The organism is Bacillus cereus group sp. BfR-BA-01408 (assembly GCF_022663305.1).
Classification (GTDB): Bacteria; Bacillota; Bacilli; order Bacillales; family Bacillaceae_G; genus Bacillus_A; species Bacillus_A pacificus.
In genome coordinates, this window is record NZ_JAKUFF010000088.1 from 1 (window position 1) to 15928 (window position 15928).

Here is a 15928-nt window from a genome sequence, read left to right on the forward strand (position 1 = left end):
AAAATATAAAGTGATTAAGAAGAAAGAAATGAACGAAAATAAAGTAACGTTAATTAGTGGCGGCGGTAGTGGTCATGAGCCGGCACATGCAGGGTTAGTCGGAAAAGGAATGTTAGATGCGGCAGTATGCGGAGATGTGTTTGCTTCGCCTTCACAAATTCAGGTATACCAAGCAATTAAAGAGACAGCTAGTAAAAAAGGTACGTTATTAATTATTAAAAATTACAGCGGCGATATTATGAATTTCAAAAATGGTGCGCATTTAGCGACGGAAGATGGAATTGAAGTAGATTACGTAAAAGTGGACGATGATATTGCGGTAGAAGATAGCCTGTACACAGTAGGGCGCCGCGGCGTTGCGGGCGTTATTTTAGTTCATAAAATTGCTGGTGCAGCAGCGGAAGCAGGTATGGATTTAGGAGCGGTGAAAGCTGTCGCAGAAAAAGCAGCTGCTAACGTGCGCACAATCGGTTTAGCGTTAACGTCTTGTACAGTTCCAGCGAGTGGATCACCAACTTTCACACTTGCGGAAGATGAGATGGAATACGGCGTAGGTATTCACGGTGAACCAGGAATTAAACGTGAAAAAATGTTGTCAGCAGATGAATTAGCGAACCGTATGACAAATGATTTAATGAAAGATTTAGGAGTAAAAGACGGCGAGGAAATTGCGCTTCTAGTTAACGGTTTTGGCGGAACACCACTGCAAGAACTTTATCTATTTAACAACGCAGTTACGAGAGAATTAGCAGCTAGAAATATTAAAATTAATAGGGTATTCGTCGGAAACTATATGACGAGTATCGATATGGCTGGTATGTCTTTAACAGTAATGAAATTAGATGATGAGCTAAAAACGTTATTATCTAAAGAATGTAATACACCAGCGTTTAAAGTAGACGGTCCAGTTGAAAGTGTAGAGTACGTGAATGTGCTTGAAGAGACAGAAGAGAAGGAAGTTTCCTTTGAACTGGAAACTGCAGAAGAGCACGCTGTTATTAAAGATAATGTCATTACATTAAACAACATGATTTATCTCGTTGATAAAATGAGTGATACTATTATTAAAAATGAAGTGCCATTCTGTGAGCTAGACACGCATGCTGGTGACGGAGACTTCGGAATGAGTGTAGCAAAAGGATTTAAGCAATTAAAACGTGAATGGCATTCTATTGTAGAACAAGAAAATGTAACGATCGGATCATTCCTTGACGGTTGTTCCATGATTATTATGGAACATTGCGGCGGTGCGTCTGGTCCAATTTGGGGCGGGGCGTTCCGCGCAGCTAGTAAAGCAGCAGGCGAAAAACGTGAGCTAACAGTGAAAGAATTCGCTGAAATGTTGCAAGCAGCACTGCAAGGCATACAATCTATCGGTGAAAGATCATTCGGCAGAGGAGCAGTAGTTGGTGACAAAACACTTGTTGACGCACTTGCTCCATGTGTAGACTCTTGGTTAGCTAGCACTTCAAACGAAGAAAACATGAAAACTGCCTTTGAAAAAGGAGCAGAAGCAGCAGTTAAAGGCGCAGAGTATACGAAAGAAATCGTAGCTCGCATGGGCCGTGCCGGCACAGTTGGTGAAAGAAGTTTAGGATATCCAGATGCAGGTGCGCATGCGCTTGGGGTTATCTTTACGGAGATTGCGGGTAGTTTGAAATAGGAATGAGAAAGTCCCTTTGCCTTAAGGCGGAGGGACTTTTATATAGTTGATATGTAGAAGACTTCTTCGACGCTCTCTCTGTAAAGATATGAGTTTGTTAATATTTTTGATAAAATCTTATTTCAAAAATACAACTAATATTTCTCAACATTAATATATTGAAAATAGTTAGAATATTTAGGATGATCGTTTGTGAAGAAATAAATTATAAAAAGGGGGAATTTATTTTGTTACGTCGCTTATCTATTGGTACTTTATTAACAGCTTTTATCTTTACTTTGTTTACATTTAACGGCTCTGCTTTCGCGGCTACGAATACTACTGAAAATGAAACAGTAGTAGCAGCTTGTGCAAAGGGAGGTACGGTAGGTACATATGGTGCAAAGATGCGCAGTGGTTACACTGTTGGATCACCTGTGTTACATACATTTAATAGTGGTGAGAAAATTACTGGCACATGGGTAACAGGTGAGTATGTTCAAGGGCATTATAGTAATTCTAATCAGTGGTTAAAAGTTACTTATAAAGGGATGACAGGTTATGTATCCCACACAACATTATATAACATTTGCTCATAAAACTATGTAATATAATAGCTTTTGAGATATTGAACTAATCCCTTCTAGGGATTAGTTCTTTTTTATTTCCTAGTTTTTAATGGAGCATTTTTTTTGGGAAAACCAACGATTCATTAAATCAATAGCTTTATGTTTATATATGATTCATTTGTACCTATATCAAATCTTTCAATGTTTTTGCTTATTTGAGAGATTTCTTCAATCAAATAGATATATTAATCATATAATTTGTTCCTATCAAAATGAACGTTTCTTGCATCTAATATATTGTAACTATATTTTATCCCGCATTAACGGGCAGTAAGACCCCCACCGAAAAATTCAGCGGAAGCAAAGAAGTTAGGTGAGGGATCAACTGCCCGTAAAAGCCCGATTGGCGAGGGCTGATTAAAGTTTCACTTTATTTTGAAAGGATGTGATTATATGGCTCATAAATCTACTGGAGTGTTTCGAGTTCCAGTTTCTGAGAATGGAATTATTCCAACTGCTCTCAACATTATGTTAAACAATGATTCACGTCACCATACTAGTAAGGTAACGGTAAGTGTTAAGAGAAGTCGAAATATTTCTTTCCCAACTCAAACTGAATTAGTTGAAATCTCTCGTACGTTTGTTTCTTTAGAACCAAACAGTACAACTAAGATTGTGTTGTTTACTCCAGAATTCCAAATAGAAGATTTTCTTGATGTCATCATTAGTGGAAATAAATATGATGTTAAGGATGTTCTTGTATACTCTTTCTTAGCAGATTCAGCAGGTCACAATCTGCCATCTACTGTTTTCAGAAATGCAGAATATACTTTTACTCTTGCCTGCTGACATCGTGATGATGTATTCTTTACTGTCATATCAGGGTAGCATTCTGCAGCTTGAATCAACTTAATTTTATTGTGTTGTTATTATATAAGAAAAGAAGACATCGATTAAGATGTCTTCTCTTATTTGTACTTGATAGTAAGAAGGTATTATATTGCTTAAAAACTATAAAAAATTGTAGAAACTATTACTAAATCAAATCATGTTCTCTATTAACAAATTTTTTAATTTTATTCCCATATAAAACTTTCTTTGGATTTATAATTATAAGTAAAATCGCAACTATGGAATAAAAAATTGCAGTATACATAATTAATTCAATTAATTGTCCATTGATTATGCCAATAAATAAGTTAAAGAAAAAGTGGATGATCATTGGAACAATTAAATTTTGATTTAAATTATAAAATGTTGTCATAATAATTGTAGTAGATATAATTGCAATCATAAAAAACAAAATATATTTGATTAAATTACTGCCTGTAAAACCTGTAGTAAACCATATAGGCAGATGCCACATTCCCCACCAAAAACCAATAATGATTGAAGATTTTAATGGTGAATATTTTTTCTGAAGCTCCATTAATGCAAAACCTCTCCACCCTAATTCTTCTCCTAGTGGTCCAGATACAATAGTTTTAACAACATAATAAAGTAATACGCCCCATGTAGTTTTATTAAAAATAGAGTTTGCGTCACTGTTAGTCGAAATGAGAAACAACATCGTCAAAAATATAATTATTTGAATGATACTTACAGTAAGAACGATAGAGTAATTAAGTTTATTTTTAAATCTATCTTTTACGAATTGAATAAAACTCTGTCCAGGATAAATTCTTTTAAATAGAAATATAAAAGCAAAAGTGGAAGACCAAGCTGATATACAAAGCATTACATCAAAAATCCAAGTTGGAAAATTTAATAACTTTGTAATTCCTACAAGCAGAAAAAGTGGCCAAAAAATAATGTTGGTTAGTAATATAAAACTTACCACGGGCTTTTTCAGTCTTTTATCTTCAGTCATATACAATCCCACCTTAAGCTAAATTTTCAACATATAATAATGTACTTATTCAGCGCGTTGAGATAATGAACCGAATATTCTTTCTATTATATTTGACATATGTAAATTTCTACAGAGATTTTTCAGTGTATATTTTGGAGTTACTTGCCGTTTACGTTATAAGAGATATATACATCTTGGTTAATTTTTAGATGCAATGGGTGTTTCAAGATTTTTTTGCTTCATATGTTAAAGAATATAGAGCAAAAATCAGAAAATGAAATGATTCGTACAGAACTATAGGTATATATAATTTTATACATTTACATAGTTTTTTAATTTTAAACAGTAAACTAATTCTGGATGGTGTCCTTCCTCAATCTTTCCTGTTGGCCTAAAACCCACTTTTTCATAAATCCGCTTTGCGCGTTCATTATCGTAAATAACCGATAAGAATATTTCTTCACATTTGTACGTCTGAACCATACTATCTATTACTGCTTTTAAAACAGGAACTCCATACCCTAACCCTTGATATTGATGGCCAAGCATCATGCTAATTAACTCATATTGCTTCGTTTCATTTCTAAACCCATACGAAGCAAAACCTATTAAAACATCATTATCATATATAGCTTTCGGAGTAAATCCAAACGTTTGGCAAGCTGCAAGAAAGAAAGCGTTTGAACCAACCCATCTTTCATATATTTGAATGTGTTTTTCTTGAAGTTTATCTGATTTTAAATTAATAATTTCAAAGAAATTTTCTTCTGTTACATCTATTAATTTTAGATTCATCTTTTCTCCTCTTTCCATTTTTTACATTATCTATTCTAATTCTTCATCGTATTTCTCATTCCTTTATCTTCTTAATGGATAACACTAGTCAATTTTAAAAATAGTCCGAAAGCTTAAGTTAATGGATGTGGGGTAGCACTAACGAAATGTTCTTTTTTCTTCAAAGTTTTTATGACTTTACTTAAATAAACAGTATTCCACATACTAATTTCATTAATTAAGAGGTTTCGTGCACTACTTCTTGGAAGTTGATCTTGTAGCGCTCTTTCTCGTAATTCACTATGTTTTCCAAAGAAAATAGTGAAAGGCAAGGCTATGAATACATTTACAAAATGACGAAATTGTAAGAATACAAGAATGTTTGTAAGAAAGTTCGATGTTTTCCTTTTTCTTTTTTTATTATAGTGAAGAAGAACGAAATATTCTCTTATGTAGGAAAGGAAGATAATAATGATTGATTTATTAAATAAATGGATGTTAGAAAGCACAGGGAATTTCAATATTGTTGTAGGACTTACAGCACTTCTATTTTTGGGTTCAGTAATTGCACTTATTATTATTTACAAAAAAATTGGTAAACCAGATGAAAGAACAAATGCTATTTATTTAAAAATTACTTCTCGTATGTTTACTACTCAAATTCTAACGAATGCTATATTTATTTCTTTAGTTGGTAAAGATATCGAGAATTTCCGTCAAATCTTTATATTATTTGAAGCTTTTGTATTCTTCGTTGGAGCTATTTATTCGTTTAAATTATATAGACAGGAATACAAATAATTTACTTATAAGAAACAATAAAAAAGAGGTTGCTCAAAAGTAGTTATTCAGCTGCTTTTGGGACAACCTCTTTCTAATAGTTTTTTAGCAGAAACAGCTGCATCCGATAATGATTAATAGAATAAATAATACAACTAATAAAGCAAATCCTCCAGCGAAACCGCAGCCTTCTCCGCAACTACCACCATATCCCATAACAATAGTGCCTCCTTTAGATAAAAGGGTAAAACTAGGGTTCATTCCATGGATTTTAACGGGTTCACTTTACCTTATGTTTTAAAGAATGAATTGAGCAGGTCCTTTTGAAAATAAAGAAAAGACGCCATTAGGCGCCTTCCTTTTAGGTAGACAAGACTTTAGTTTTCCAATCTAAAGAAATTTTGTATCAGTTCTTTGTGAGTATATCATAATATCTGGTTGATTTATTATGCATTGTTACATACTTCTCTAAATTCCTCTATTTTTCATTTGATAAAATAAAATCCTAATATTATCAAAAAATAAATAAATATTTCTACATATTCAAGATATTTACATAAATTACAAAAGTGATACATTTAAGTTGTAAGCTATAAAAACTATTAAAGGGGGATTTATTATGTTTAAGAAATTAGTAGTAGGGCTATTGGCAACTGGTATTGCATTAACAGGAGGAATTGGAGCGGCTTCAGCTGACACGCAAAAAGATGTGAGCTCTCCGAAGCAAGCAGCATGCTCAATTCCTTATGAGTATTCTAATGGTAAATTCAAAAGAACTCTTTATTACTCAAATGGAGTATATGCTAATAGTTTTAATGAAAATGTTTGTGGCGGGACGATTACATGGTATTTAAAACATGTTCAAAATGGAGTTGCTTTTTACGAAGGTAATTTAAAATAGTAGATTTTTTGAACCTCATGTATTGAGGTTCTTTTATTTTGTATTCCAATAAGTTTATCTGAATCATTTTTAGATTATACCCTTTTTCTATTAGCTCAAATATAAATAATGCTATTTTCATGTTAATAACAACATCTTCTTGAATTTACTTTATTCTTTGAATGTATCCGGTTTTTCGATTCTAAATGATTTCACCTCACCACATTCTAAACAGAATGTGGTCAATAGTTTGGAATTTTTCCCGCCTGAAAAGAATCTACTAGGTGCATCCTCATAAACATATGCATGATAAGCACTTCCAACTCGTCCCTCTTTAAAATTAGTAGAACCACAATTGTCACATTTTTTATTTTGCATATTACTAACACCTCTTTTGGTTCGTATTTATTTTGCTGTATTTTTAAGATAGAAGTAAAGCAACTTGGTTATACATGATATTTTCGACATGATACAACATACCCCTTTATATATTCGCAAGTAAAACAACATAATACTCCTATAAATTTCTATAACAATATGATTTATATATATCATTTAATGTGTATCGGAAAAATGAGTATTAAAATATTGATTTTTATTATTCTGATGATTATAATAAATGAAAATCAAACAATTCTTATGTTGAGAAGTGGAGGGACGGGCCCTATGAAACTTCGGCAACCTCGTATGAGACGAAAGGTGCCAAATCCTGCAGGTGAAGAAACACCTGAAAGATAAGAGCGGTTCAATTAGTCAAGAAGGCTACTCTTATTTCGATAAGAGTAGCTTTTTTTATGGCTAAAAGTTAAAGGGGGAATAGGTAGTGGAGTATGGTTTTTGGTTGCCGATTTTTGGGGGATGGCTTCGGAATGTAAATGATGAATCTATGCCGCCTACGTTTGAGTATGCAAAACAAACGGCGCAAGCGGCAGAACAATTAGGTTTTTCAACAACACTTATTGCAGAATTAAACTTAAATGATATAAAAGGTGTTTCAGCGCCAAGTTTAGAAGCGTGGACCACTGCGGCAGCACTTGCAGCAGTAACGGATCGATTAGAGATTATGACAGCTGTAAGACCTGGCTTCCACAATCCAGCAGTTACAGCGAAAATGGCAGCAAATATTGATCAATTAAGTAATGGTCGTTTTACATTGAATGTAGTTTCAGCATGGTGGGAAGAAGAAGCGAAACAGTACGGCGGAGTATTTACCGCACATGATGAAAGGTATGATCGCACAGAGGAATTTGTAACAATTTTGAAGGGGCTTTGGAAAGAAGAAGAGTTTTCTTATAAAGGGAACTTTTATGAGCTTCATCATACACATTTAAGTCCAAAACCGGTGCAGAAACAAGGCATTAAGCTTTATGCAGGTGGTGAGAGTAAGCGAGGAAAAGAGGTAATCGTAAACCACGCGGATGCATATGTCATGCACGGGGGAACAGTGGAAGAAGTATCTGTGAAAATAGAAGATATGAAGAATCGTAGAAAGAAAGTTACAGAGGAGCCATTGCAATCATTCGGGCTTGCGGCTTACGTCATTTGTCGTCATACAGAAGAAGAGGCGTTAGAAGAATGGAGACGCATAACGGATGTGAAAGATGATGCGTTAGGTTACGCGGGTTACCAAGATTTTGTGAGTAAATCGCAGTTGGAACAGCAAGTGAAGCTCAATGATTATTCCGTATCGAATCGCGGGTTACGTCCTAATTTAATCGGAACACCAGAACAAATTGCAGAAAGAATACTCGCTTTTGAAAAAGTGGGTGTTACGTTATTACTTTTACAATTTTCACCACAGCTTGAAGAGATGAAACGATTTTCTGAAAAAGTGATGCCATTAGTTGAAGCGAAAAGAAAGGAATTGATTACAAATGAGTAAAATTTACATATTACATGAGAATAAGGAATGGACGGATCATTTAGTGAGAAGGTTAGAAGAGTTGGAGTTACCGTATGAGGAATGGCATTTAGATGAAGGAACGATTTCGTTAGACGAAGAACCTCCCCAAGGTGTTTTTTATAGCCGCATGAGTGCTTCTTCACATACGAGAGGTCATAGATATGCACCTGAGTTGACGGAAGGGGTTCTTGCTTGGCTAGAGGGATACGGGCGCACAGTATTTAATGGATCTCGTGCGTTACGCCTTGAGGTAAGTAAATTGAATCAATATGCAGCATTAAGAAATTTTGGGATACAAGTGCCGAAAACAATTGGTGCTGTTGGCCGTGATCATATAGTAAAAGCAGCAAAAGAGTTAGGGGAAGTACCGTTCATTACAAAGCATAACCGTGCAGGTAAAGGCCTTGGTGTCCAACTCTTTCATTCTATTGATGCTTTAGAGCAATATTTGGATAGTCCGGCGTTTGAAGAACCCATTGATGGAATTACTTTAATCCAGCAATATATTGAAGCACCAGAGCCATATATTACACGTTGTGAGTTTGTGGGTGGCCAGCTTGTATATGCGGTTAAAGTGGATACATCAGAAGGATTTGAACTTTGTCCAGCAGATGCGTGCTCGATTCAAGATGCTTTCTGCCCAATAGGAGAAGAGAGTAAGAAAGAGACGTCAACAAAATTTGAAATTATACCAGACTTCCAAGAGCCAATTATTGAACAATACAAAGAGTTTTTGAAAGAAAATGAGATTACTGTTGCTGGTATTGAATTTATTCGCAGTTCGGATGGAACAATTTATACGTATGATATTAATACAAATACAAACTATAATTCTGATGCAGAGTCTGTAGCAAATCAATTTGGTATGCTTGAACTTGCTGCATTCCTTGGAAGAGAATTAGAGAAACAAGTAGAGGCAGTTAAATAATGTTGATTAAAAAATAAGGTTTTGGTGCAAATATAGAAAAAAGAAGAGATAGCAGATTTTATAGGTGAAAGATCATTCGGCAGAGGAGCAGTAGTTGGTGACAAAACAATTGTTGACGCACTTGCTCCATGTGTAGATTCTTGGTTAGCTAGCGCTTCAAACGAAGAAGATATGAAAACTGTGCAGAAGCAGCAGTTAAAGGAGCAGAGTACACGAAAGAAATCGTAGCTCGTATGGGCCGCGCTGGTACAGTTGGTGAAAGAAGTCTAGGATATCCTGATGCAGGTGCACATTCACTTGGGATTATCTTTACGGAGATTGCGGGTAGTTTGAAGTAGGAATGAGAAGAGCCCCTCTGCCTTATGGTGGAGGGGATTTTAAATTATAACCATCATTCTTCCGGTAGGAGAATTTATTTGTTAGCCAATCTAGAAGCAGCCTCTTTAACTTCTTTATATGCATTTTGTAATACTTCATTTGGATCTAGTACTGCTGTTCCTTGTGCACGAACGATTTGATAATCTTCAATACCAAGGAAATTAAACATTGCTTTTAAATATTTATGAGAGTATTCCACGTCTGTATACCAATCATCATTTGTATAGATTGATCCACTTGCTTGTATAACAAGCATTCTTCTTCCATCTTTAAGTAGTCCCACTGATCCAGTTTCAGTATATTTAAATGTTTCACGTGCGATCATGATATTGTCCATATAGTCTTTTAGCTTTGATGGAATATTAAAATTATGCAAAGGTAATACGATAACATACGTATTTGCACTTTTAAATTGTTGTAAAATTTCGGACATACGCTCTGTTACTTTTTGCTCTTCATCAGTTAACTGTTGTCCATTTCCTTGCTCTTCCCATGCGCTTAAAACAGTTTTATCTATCATTGGTACTACATCATCGTATAAATTAATTTGTTCAATCGTTTCATTATTAGGAATTAATTCTGTATAAGATTCTAAAAAATGGTTAAAAACCTTAATGCTGACTGATGATGTATCATCCACTTTCGGATGTGCGTTTATGATAAGTGTTTTGTTCATTTGTATTTCCCCTTTTTAAAAGTTTTTACGCTTTAATTGTCGACTGTATTAATCGTCGATTAAATTTGTCTTTAATATAAACTCTGACATTATTTTTGTCAAATGAAATACATACTATTCTAAACGAGCCTTTTTTTATTTGACTAAAATTCTAAATGGTCCTAAGATACAATTTGATAACCCTTAAAATAAAAAGCAGGTGATTTGTATATGCAGTATAGTGTTGGGGTTGAATATGCCTTGCATTGCCTAGTTTATTTAATTAACACTCCTTCTAAGGAAAGTGTTGGAATAAAAGATTTGGCAGAGTTCCAAGGGCTTTCTGAAACATTTCTTTCAAAAGTTTTCGGTAAATTATCTAAAGCTGGCATTGTAAGTTCTGTCCCAGGTGTAAAGGGCGGGTATAGGTTAGCTAAGTCTCCAGAAGATATTTCTTTTTGGGATGTAATAGAAGCTGTCGAAGGTCCAAAACCTATTTTTCAATGTAAAAATATTGTACAGAATGGTCTACTATATCGAGACGAGGCTTGCAATTCTTGTGAACCTAGCAATTCTTCTTGTACAATTAACTTAGTAATGCTTGAAGCAGAAGAACACATGCGTGAGTTTCTTCGTAAAAAGACTCTTGCATGGTTAGATAAAGAACTTGATATTGTTTTACCTGAAAAGATAAGGGTAGATACTCGTGAATACTTCAAACAAAAAAACTCTAACTAAATCGCCATGACGAATTAGTTAGAGTTTTTTTGTTTTTTAACATTAAAATTGGTAGAACCACAATTAGCACATCTTTTATTTTTCATATTACTAATACCTCTTTAAGTTGATATTTATGCTTGTGTATTCTCTATCATCTTTACAATAGAAGTAAAGCAACTTAATTATAAATGATGTTTTCGACATAAGGCATCATAGCCATTTATATATTTACAAAGAAAACAACATAATATCACCATGAGCTCCTATAACAATATGAATTTTTGCATATTTCAAAACCTAATATATCCTTCAAAAAATTTTAATAGTATAATATGTTTTGTCATATTCTTTTAGATTTTTCGACAAAAAATAACATAAATAGAAACGATATTGGGAGAAGGAATTATGTACACGAAACTACTAAAATCAATTACATCATTATCACTTATTGGTGGTGCTTTACTGTATACAAACGGCAGTGATGTGAGAGCTGCTGAGGCGGGTGTTTTTTCCGATGTGCCTACATCGCATTGGTCGTATCCAGCAATTAAAGATTTAGCGGGTAAAAATATTATTTCTGGTTATGGAAATGGGAAGTTTGGTTTCGGTGATGTTGCGACGAGAGAGCAAGTTGCAGCTTTAATTTATCGTGCGTTGTTACCAAATAAGCAAGGTGGTACGTTTAGTAATGATGGTGCTCGTTACGTATTACAAGATGGATCTACTTTAAACAATCCGTATCGAGATATTCGCTCAGGATCCACATTGTTTCCAGAAGAGGTTTTAACGTTAACGAAATTAGGGGTTTTTAACGGGGATGGAAATGGAGGTTTTAGACCGAAAGATTCTGTTAGCCGTGCAGAAATGGCGCAAATTATTAAAAACGCTTTTCAAGTTTCGGCTAAGCAAAAGCATACATTTAATGATGTTCCGGATGGCTTTTGGGCAGAAGGGGCGATTAGTGCGGTGCAGTCAAACGGGATTGCATCTGGTACAGGCGACGGGAAATTTGAACCTGCTAAAACGGTAACGCGTGAACAATATGCACAGTTTTTATATAATGCTTTGCAGTATAAAAAGCCTGCGGTTGCGGTGCAAGATACAGGGGATGCAGCACTATTAGCAGCATTTAAAGATGAAGTGCAAAAGCGTATTAATGCGTACGAAACGAATATTACACTTCCATATAAAACGACAAATAGTAATACAAAAGAAGTGATGAATACACTTTTTAACGCTTATAAAGAAGTGGCAAGTAAAAATGAGTATACAAATAATAATAGATCGAATGTTTCATATGGACTTTCTGGATCACCTGGAAATTATACGTTTACGCTGAAAATTACATATCGTGAAACGAAAGAACAAACAGAATATGTAATGAAGCAAGCGAAGGCAATTGTTTCTTCTATTACACAAGTTGGGATGGATGATCATGAAAAAGTGAAAGCGATTCATGATTATGTCGTAAAACATGTTTCTTATGATACGTCTTATAAAGCTTACACAGCATATGAAGCACTCGTAAATCGTTCTGCAGTTTGCCAAGGTTACGCACTATTAACTTATCAATTATTAAAAGAAGCGGGAATTGAGAATCATTTTGTAGTAGGAACTGGAGACGGTCAGCCTCATGCTTGGAACTTGGTGAAAATCGAAAACAAATGGTATCACCTTGATACAACATTCGATGATCCGGTGCCAGATGAACAAGGCCGCGTAACGTATTCTTATTTCAACTTATCAGATGAGCAAATCGCAAGAAATCATGAGTGGAACCGAGGGGACTATCCGCAAGCTACAACAAATTATTATAGTACATTAACAAATAAAATTGCGGCAGGTGGTACGAAAACTTCTGCATATCAGCAAATTTTAAAAGATACAAAGTTAAATTATTTAGGAAATGAATACATTGCAAACAACTATAATGAATTCAAAAATAAAATGCAGCAACGTTATAATGAAAAGTCACCAAAGATTGAAATCCTTTATAAACAATCAATGGATGGCGCATTGCAAGATGTGAAAAAAGCAATTGGAGAAATTGGTTATCCGCAAGGGGCGAACCGTGTTTCTTATAAAGCGGAGCCGTATAATGCGAAAGAAGGATATTCTTTAGTAACGATTACATTTATGTAAAAAAATAACCTAGATCCTATGGGATCTAGGTTATTTTTTTATAACTTAATTTGACTGTATAGTTTAGCTATATATTTATCGTTACATTGGAGGTCTTTATGAATAGAGATAAAAATTTACCATTAACGGAAACGACGTATTACGTTCTTTTAGCTTTATTAGAGCCAGCACATGGTTATTTAATTATGCAAAAGGTAGAGGAATTGAGTAATCATCAAGTGAAAATTGCAGCGGGTACATTGTATGGGGCGGTTGAAAATTTATTAAAACAAGGGTTAATAGAATCGGTAAAAAGTGAAGATAAACGAAGAAAAGTGTATGTCATTACGGAACGTGGGAAAGAAGTATTGCATTTAGACTTTATGAGAATGCAGCACATTATTACGGTTACAAAAAGTTTATTACACGTATAGTTTGGGGGAAACGATGATGTGGAGATTGAAATTCTTTTTAGACTTTGAGAAAGAGGAAAAATGGTTAGAAGAGATGGCTTGGAAAGGCTATCAACTAGAAAGCAATACATTTGGTTATACATTTAGATATACAGAACCAGAAGATGCGACGATTAAAATAGATCATAGAGTATTTAGTAGAAAAAGTGATTTTATGAATTACTGCACATTATTTGAAGATAGTGGCTGGGAGCATATAGCTGGTAATTGGTGGTCAGGTACGCACTATTTTAAAAAGGTAGATGAGGAAAGCGAAGATGACATTTTTTCAGATCAAATGTCACGAGCAGGGAAATATAAACGTCTATCTAAAACATTTTTAGAGTTAGCTATATGCTCTATTCCGATATTAATCCTATTTATGTTTAATGACACGATTCATTTAGGAGCACTTGCAAATCCGAAAGAACTATATTTTACGCCAGGACTATGGGATAAGCAAGGTGTATCATTTCTATGGTCATTCTTATTTGAAACACCATTAGCATTGATGAGAGGCTTTGCATGGTTGTTTATTCCTACAGCAATTGTTATGTATTTAATTTGCTCATATAAGGCACATCGGTTGTATGAAGAGAGAAGATGATAGGAGGGGTTCCCTTAAAGCTGATGCTTTGAGGGGATTTTTTGCATTTATAAATTGTATTTTTTAAAAATTGGTAAAGGAAATGAGTGCGTATTGGAAGCAAGTTAGTATGATTTTAATTTAGTTGTATAAACATTATATGCTGGAATAATCTTCTTTAAATATTCCATAATTAACCTACAAAAAGTATCTTTATATGTTAATATTAAAAAGAATATTTACGGTATTTTTTTAATATATTATTTTAAGGATAAGGGGATTCAATTATGAATTTTAAACAATTAATTTTAGCAGGGGCAGTTATTGCATCAACAACACTAACACCTCTAACAAATGTGCAAGCAGAAAATACACTAGGATTTAAAGATGTTCCTGAAAATCACTGGTCTTATCAAGCAATTATGGATTTAAAAGAGAAAAATATTGTGGCTGGTTATGGAAACGGAATGTTTGGTTTTGGTGATAATATTACACGAGGACAAGTAGCTAGACTAATATATGCCTACTTGAAGCCAGTAGATGAACTTAATACACAAAACCCTTTCACAGATATAGAAGAGCATATGTTTAAAAAAGAAATTTTAGCTCTTAATAAAGCAGGTATTATGAACGGATTTGGTAATGGGAAATTTGGTCCAGATAACGTTTTAACGCGTGAACAATTAGCTGTTGTATTAACAAAGGCTTTTAACTTTAAAGCAACATCTACTACCACTTTCAAAGATGTAGATAAAAATTACTGGGCAACAAATGCTATCAGTGCATTACAAGAAAATAAAATTACGACGGGCACAGGTGATAATAAGTTTGAACCACAAAGTCTCGTGACTCGTGAGCAGTATGCACTATTCTTATACAATGCAATTAATAAATCGGAAAAAGAGCATGAGTCAAAGCCTACTGCTATCCCACAAGATTTAGCAGACGAGCTCATTTATTATCATGAAGGTTGGATGGATAGCTCTTCGGTATTAAAAAAATCTATATCTAAGGAAGCACAAAATCTTATTACTGAAATTAACGCAAAATATAATGCGGAGCTAAAATATATAGGGATAGGCGGTCCACGTTCAGAGGTCGTGTTATTCTCTCCGGTATTAGAAGGGATTCCAGAATTTAATGGGAATTTCACTGTAGAAGGCGATAATGAAAGTAACTTTACTGTTAATTTTGTAATTGATAGAGGTCAAGATAAGAAGGCGTTAGTAGAGTTAGGGGAAAAATGGATCAATATGATAAATCCAAACTTAGATTTGAGTACAGAGATTGATAATATAGTGGCTTCTAATACACGCACAGGTAATTTTGATATAAATAAAAACAATCTTAAAATAGAGATAAGCTTAGAGAAGCAAAATTCTAGTAGCGATCTAATGAGTGTTAAAATCCACAAGTAAAAAAGAGGAGTGAAATTTCACTCCTCTCTTAATTATATTATTTTTACTGTTATCCCTCATTTGCCCGTAAATGCTCGAGAGGGTCAATTAATAATCAGTGGGGAAGGGCACTCATCGCTGATTATAGTTTCACTTTATGTTTGGTGAAGCTGTATAATTGAAATTCATAATGGTGTATTTAGGGTTAATTGTTATTTTTATCCTTTTTATTTGAGTGTGATAAAATTAATAATAATATTCCTTAGGAGGATGGTCATTCATACACTTTTA

The 15928-nt window shown here is 34.1% G+C and carries 17 protein-coding genes, 2 pseudogenes and 1 riboswitch; of the genes and pseudogenes, 13 read left to right on the plus strand and 6 right to left on the minus strand.

What is annotated here, in order from left to right; all coding sequences use genetic code 11:
• The 3 genes from dhaK to MR083_RS23460 all read left to right on the plus strand — a co-directional run.
• A partial coding sequence (dhaK, locus tag MR083_RS23450) for a dihydroxyacetone kinase subunit DhaK (RefSeq protein ID WP_242269913.1) occupies positions 1–1663 on the plus strand: 1663 nt, incomplete at its 5' end.
• A gap of 227 nt (positions 1664–1890) precedes the next feature.
• A complete protein-coding gene (locus MR083_RS23455) occupies positions 1891–2241 on the plus strand; it encodes an SH3 domain-containing protein (RefSeq protein ID WP_000946197.1) in 351 nt (116 codons plus the stop codon).
• Between the two features lie 423 nt (positions 2242–2664).
• The gene (locus MR083_RS23460; RefSeq protein ID WP_014893254.1) at positions 2665–3060 is read left to right on the plus strand and encodes a hypothetical protein; all 396 of its coding nucleotides are present in this window, start codon (positions 2665–2667) and stop codon (positions 3058–3060) included.
• A 187-nt stretch (positions 3061–3247) separates the two neighbouring features.
• On the opposite strand, the gene MR083_RS23465 is transcribed toward MR083_RS23460, so the two are convergent.
• From MR083_RS23465 to MR083_RS23475, 3 genes and pseudogenes are all read right to left on the minus strand, one after another.
• Positions 3248–4081, minus strand: a complete 834-nt coding sequence (locus MR083_RS23465) for a CPBP family intramembrane glutamic endopeptidase (RefSeq protein WP_000133834.1) — start codon at positions 4079–4081, stop codon at positions 3248–3250.
• Positions 4082–4375: 294 nt separating this feature from the next.
• On the minus strand, positions 4376–4858 hold the full coding sequence (locus tag MR083_RS23470) for a GNAT family N-acetyltransferase (RefSeq protein ID WP_001049725.1): 483 nt from the start codon (positions 4856–4858) through the stop codon (positions 4376–4378).
• Between the two features lie 143 nt (positions 4859–5001).
• Positions 5002–5172, minus strand: a pseudogene (locus MR083_RS23475) (Tn3 family transposase); the annotation flags it as partial.
• Positions 5173–5308: 136 nt separating this feature from the next.
• Between MR083_RS23475 and MR083_RS23480 the strand changes: the two are divergent.
• Positions 5309–5638: a hypothetical protein gene (locus MR083_RS23480; RefSeq protein WP_000566282.1), complete on the plus strand. Its 330-nt coding sequence runs from the start codon at positions 5309–5311 to the stop codon at positions 5636–5638.
• A gap of 84 nt (positions 5639–5722) precedes the next feature.
• Here the strand turns inward: MR083_RS23480 and MR083_RS23485 are convergent, their stop codons facing one another.
• Complete coding sequence (locus MR083_RS23485) at positions 5723–5833, minus strand: YjcZ family sporulation protein (protein ID WP_000540371.1); 111 nt, start codon at positions 5831–5833, stop codon at positions 5723–5725.
• A 403-nt stretch (positions 5834–6236) separates the two neighbouring features.
• Between MR083_RS23485 and MR083_RS23490 the strand changes: the two genes are divergently transcribed.
• Positions 6237–6518: an LCI fold-containing protein gene (locus tag MR083_RS23490; RefSeq protein WP_000473839.1), complete on the plus strand. Its 282-nt coding sequence runs from the start codon at positions 6237–6239 to the stop codon at positions 6516–6518.
• Positions 6519–6668: 150 nt separating this feature from the next.
• Here the strand turns inward: MR083_RS23490 and MR083_RS23495 are convergent, their stop codons facing one another.
• Complete coding sequence (locus MR083_RS23495; protein WP_242269914.1) at positions 6669–6875, minus strand: hypothetical protein; 207 nt, start codon at positions 6873–6875, stop codon at positions 6669–6671.
• A 256-nt stretch (positions 6876–7131) separates the two neighbouring features.
• A riboswitch (SAM riboswitch) is annotated at positions 7132–7238 on the plus strand.
• A gap of 82 nt (positions 7239–7320) precedes the next feature.
• Between MR083_RS23495 and MR083_RS23500 the strand changes: the two genes are divergently transcribed.
• From MR083_RS23500 to MR083_RS23510, 3 genes and pseudogenes are all read left to right on the plus strand, one after another.
• Positions 7321–8379 (plus strand): LLM class flavin-dependent oxidoreductase, encoded by a 1059-nt coding sequence (locus MR083_RS23500; RefSeq protein ID WP_000455640.1) that lies wholly within the window; start codon positions 7321–7323, stop codon positions 8377–8379.
• Positions 8372–9328 carry an ATP-grasp domain-containing protein gene (locus MR083_RS23505; RefSeq protein WP_000036937.1) on the plus strand — a complete coding sequence of 319 codons (957 nt, stop codon included), beginning with the start codon at positions 8372–8374 and terminating at the stop codon, positions 9326–9328. Before MR083_RS23500 ends, MR083_RS23505 begins: the two co-directional genes overlap by 8 nt.
• A 60-nt stretch (positions 9329–9388) precedes the next feature.
• Positions 9389–9666 (plus strand): annotated as a pseudogene (locus MR083_RS23510) (DAK2 domain-containing protein); the annotation flags it as partial.
• 74 nt (positions 9667–9740) lie between these two features.
• Here the strand turns inward: MR083_RS23510 and MR083_RS23515 are convergent.
• On the minus strand, positions 9741–10382 hold the full coding sequence (locus MR083_RS23515) for an FMN-dependent NADH-azoreductase (protein WP_001044349.1): 642 nt from the start codon (positions 10380–10382) through the stop codon (positions 9741–9743).
• Positions 10383–10592: 210 nt separating this feature from the next.
• On the opposite strand from MR083_RS23515, the gene MR083_RS23520 reads away from it, so the two are divergent.
• The 5 genes from MR083_RS23520 (at position 10593) to MR083_RS23540 (ending at position 15658) form a co-directional block, all read left to right on the plus strand.
• Entirely contained in the window at positions 10593–11099 is a 507-nt protein-coding gene (locus MR083_RS23520; RefSeq protein ID WP_001200347.1) for an RrF2 family transcriptional regulator, read from the plus strand.
• Between the two features lie 387 nt (positions 11100–11486).
• Entirely contained in the window at positions 11487–13223 is a 1737-nt protein-coding gene (locus tag MR083_RS23525; protein ID WP_000288200.1) for an S-layer homology domain-containing protein, read from the plus strand.
• Between the two features lie 98 nt (positions 13224–13321).
• Positions 13322–13636, plus strand: coding sequence for a PadR family transcriptional regulator (locus MR083_RS23530; RefSeq protein ID WP_001078069.1), 315 nt, complete (start codon positions 13322–13324; stop codon positions 13634–13636).
• A gap of 13 nt (positions 13637–13649) precedes the next feature.
• A complete protein-coding gene (locus MR083_RS23535) occupies positions 13650–14261 on the plus strand; it encodes a DUF2812 domain-containing protein (RefSeq protein ID WP_041184648.1) in 612 nt (203 codons plus the stop codon).
• A gap of 266 nt (positions 14262–14527) precedes the next feature.
• Positions 14528–15658 carry an S-layer homology domain-containing protein gene (locus MR083_RS23540; RefSeq protein WP_001009751.1) on the plus strand — a complete coding sequence of 377 codons (1131 nt, stop codon included), beginning with the start codon at positions 14528–14530 and terminating at the stop codon, positions 15656–15658.
• Positions 15659–15928: the final 270 nt, after the last annotated feature.

Bases quoted from the DNA above. Each gene is read 5' to 3' on its own strand.
- MR083_RS23460 (WP_014893254.1), top strand. From the start codon at position 2,665: ATGGCTCATAAATCTACTGGAGTGTTTCGAGTTCCAGTTTCTGAGAAT.
- MR083_RS23465 (WP_000133834.1), bottom strand. From the start codon at position 4,081: ATGACTGAAGATAAAAGACTGAAAAAGCCCGTGGTAAGTTTTATATTA.
- MR083_RS23470 (WP_001049725.1), bottom strand. From the start codon at position 4,858: ATGAATCTAAAATTAATAGATGTAACAGAAGAAAATTTCTTTGAAATT.
- MR083_RS23480 (WP_000566282.1), top strand. From the start codon at position 5,309: ATGATTGATTTATTAAATAAATGGATGTTAGAAAGCACAGGGAATTTC.
- MR083_RS23485 (WP_000540371.1), bottom strand. From the start codon at position 5,833: ATGGGATATGGTGGTAGTTGCGGAGAAGGCTGCGGTTTCGCTGGAGGA.
- MR083_RS23490 (WP_000473839.1), top strand. From the start codon at position 6,237: ATGTTTAAGAAATTAGTAGTAGGGCTATTGGCAACTGGTATTGCATTA.
- MR083_RS23495 (WP_242269914.1), bottom strand. From the start codon at position 6,875: ATGCAAAATAAAAAATGTGACAATTGTGGTTCTACTAATTTTAAAGAG.
- MR083_RS23505 (WP_000036937.1), top strand. From the start codon at position 8,372: ATGAGTAAAATTTACATATTACATGAGAATAAGGAATGGACGGATCAT.
- MR083_RS23515 (WP_001044349.1), bottom strand. From the start codon at position 10,382: ATGAACAAAACACTTATCATAAACGCACATCCGAAAGTGGATGATACA.
- MR083_RS23520 (WP_001200347.1), top strand. From the start codon at position 10,593: ATGCAGTATAGTGTTGGGGTTGAATATGCCTTGCATTGCCTAGTTTAT.
- MR083_RS23525 (WP_000288200.1), top strand. From the start codon at position 11,487: ATGTACACGAAACTACTAAAATCAATTACATCATTATCACTTATTGGT.
- MR083_RS23530 (WP_001078069.1), top strand. From the start codon at position 13,322: ATGAATAGAGATAAAAATTTACCATTAACGGAAACGACGTATTACGTT.
- MR083_RS23535 (WP_041184648.1), top strand. From the start codon at position 13,650: ATGATGTGGAGATTGAAATTCTTTTTAGACTTTGAGAAAGAGGAAAAA.
- MR083_RS23540 (WP_001009751.1), top strand. From the start codon at position 14,528: ATGAATTTTAAACAATTAATTTTAGCAGGGGCAGTTATTGCATCAACA.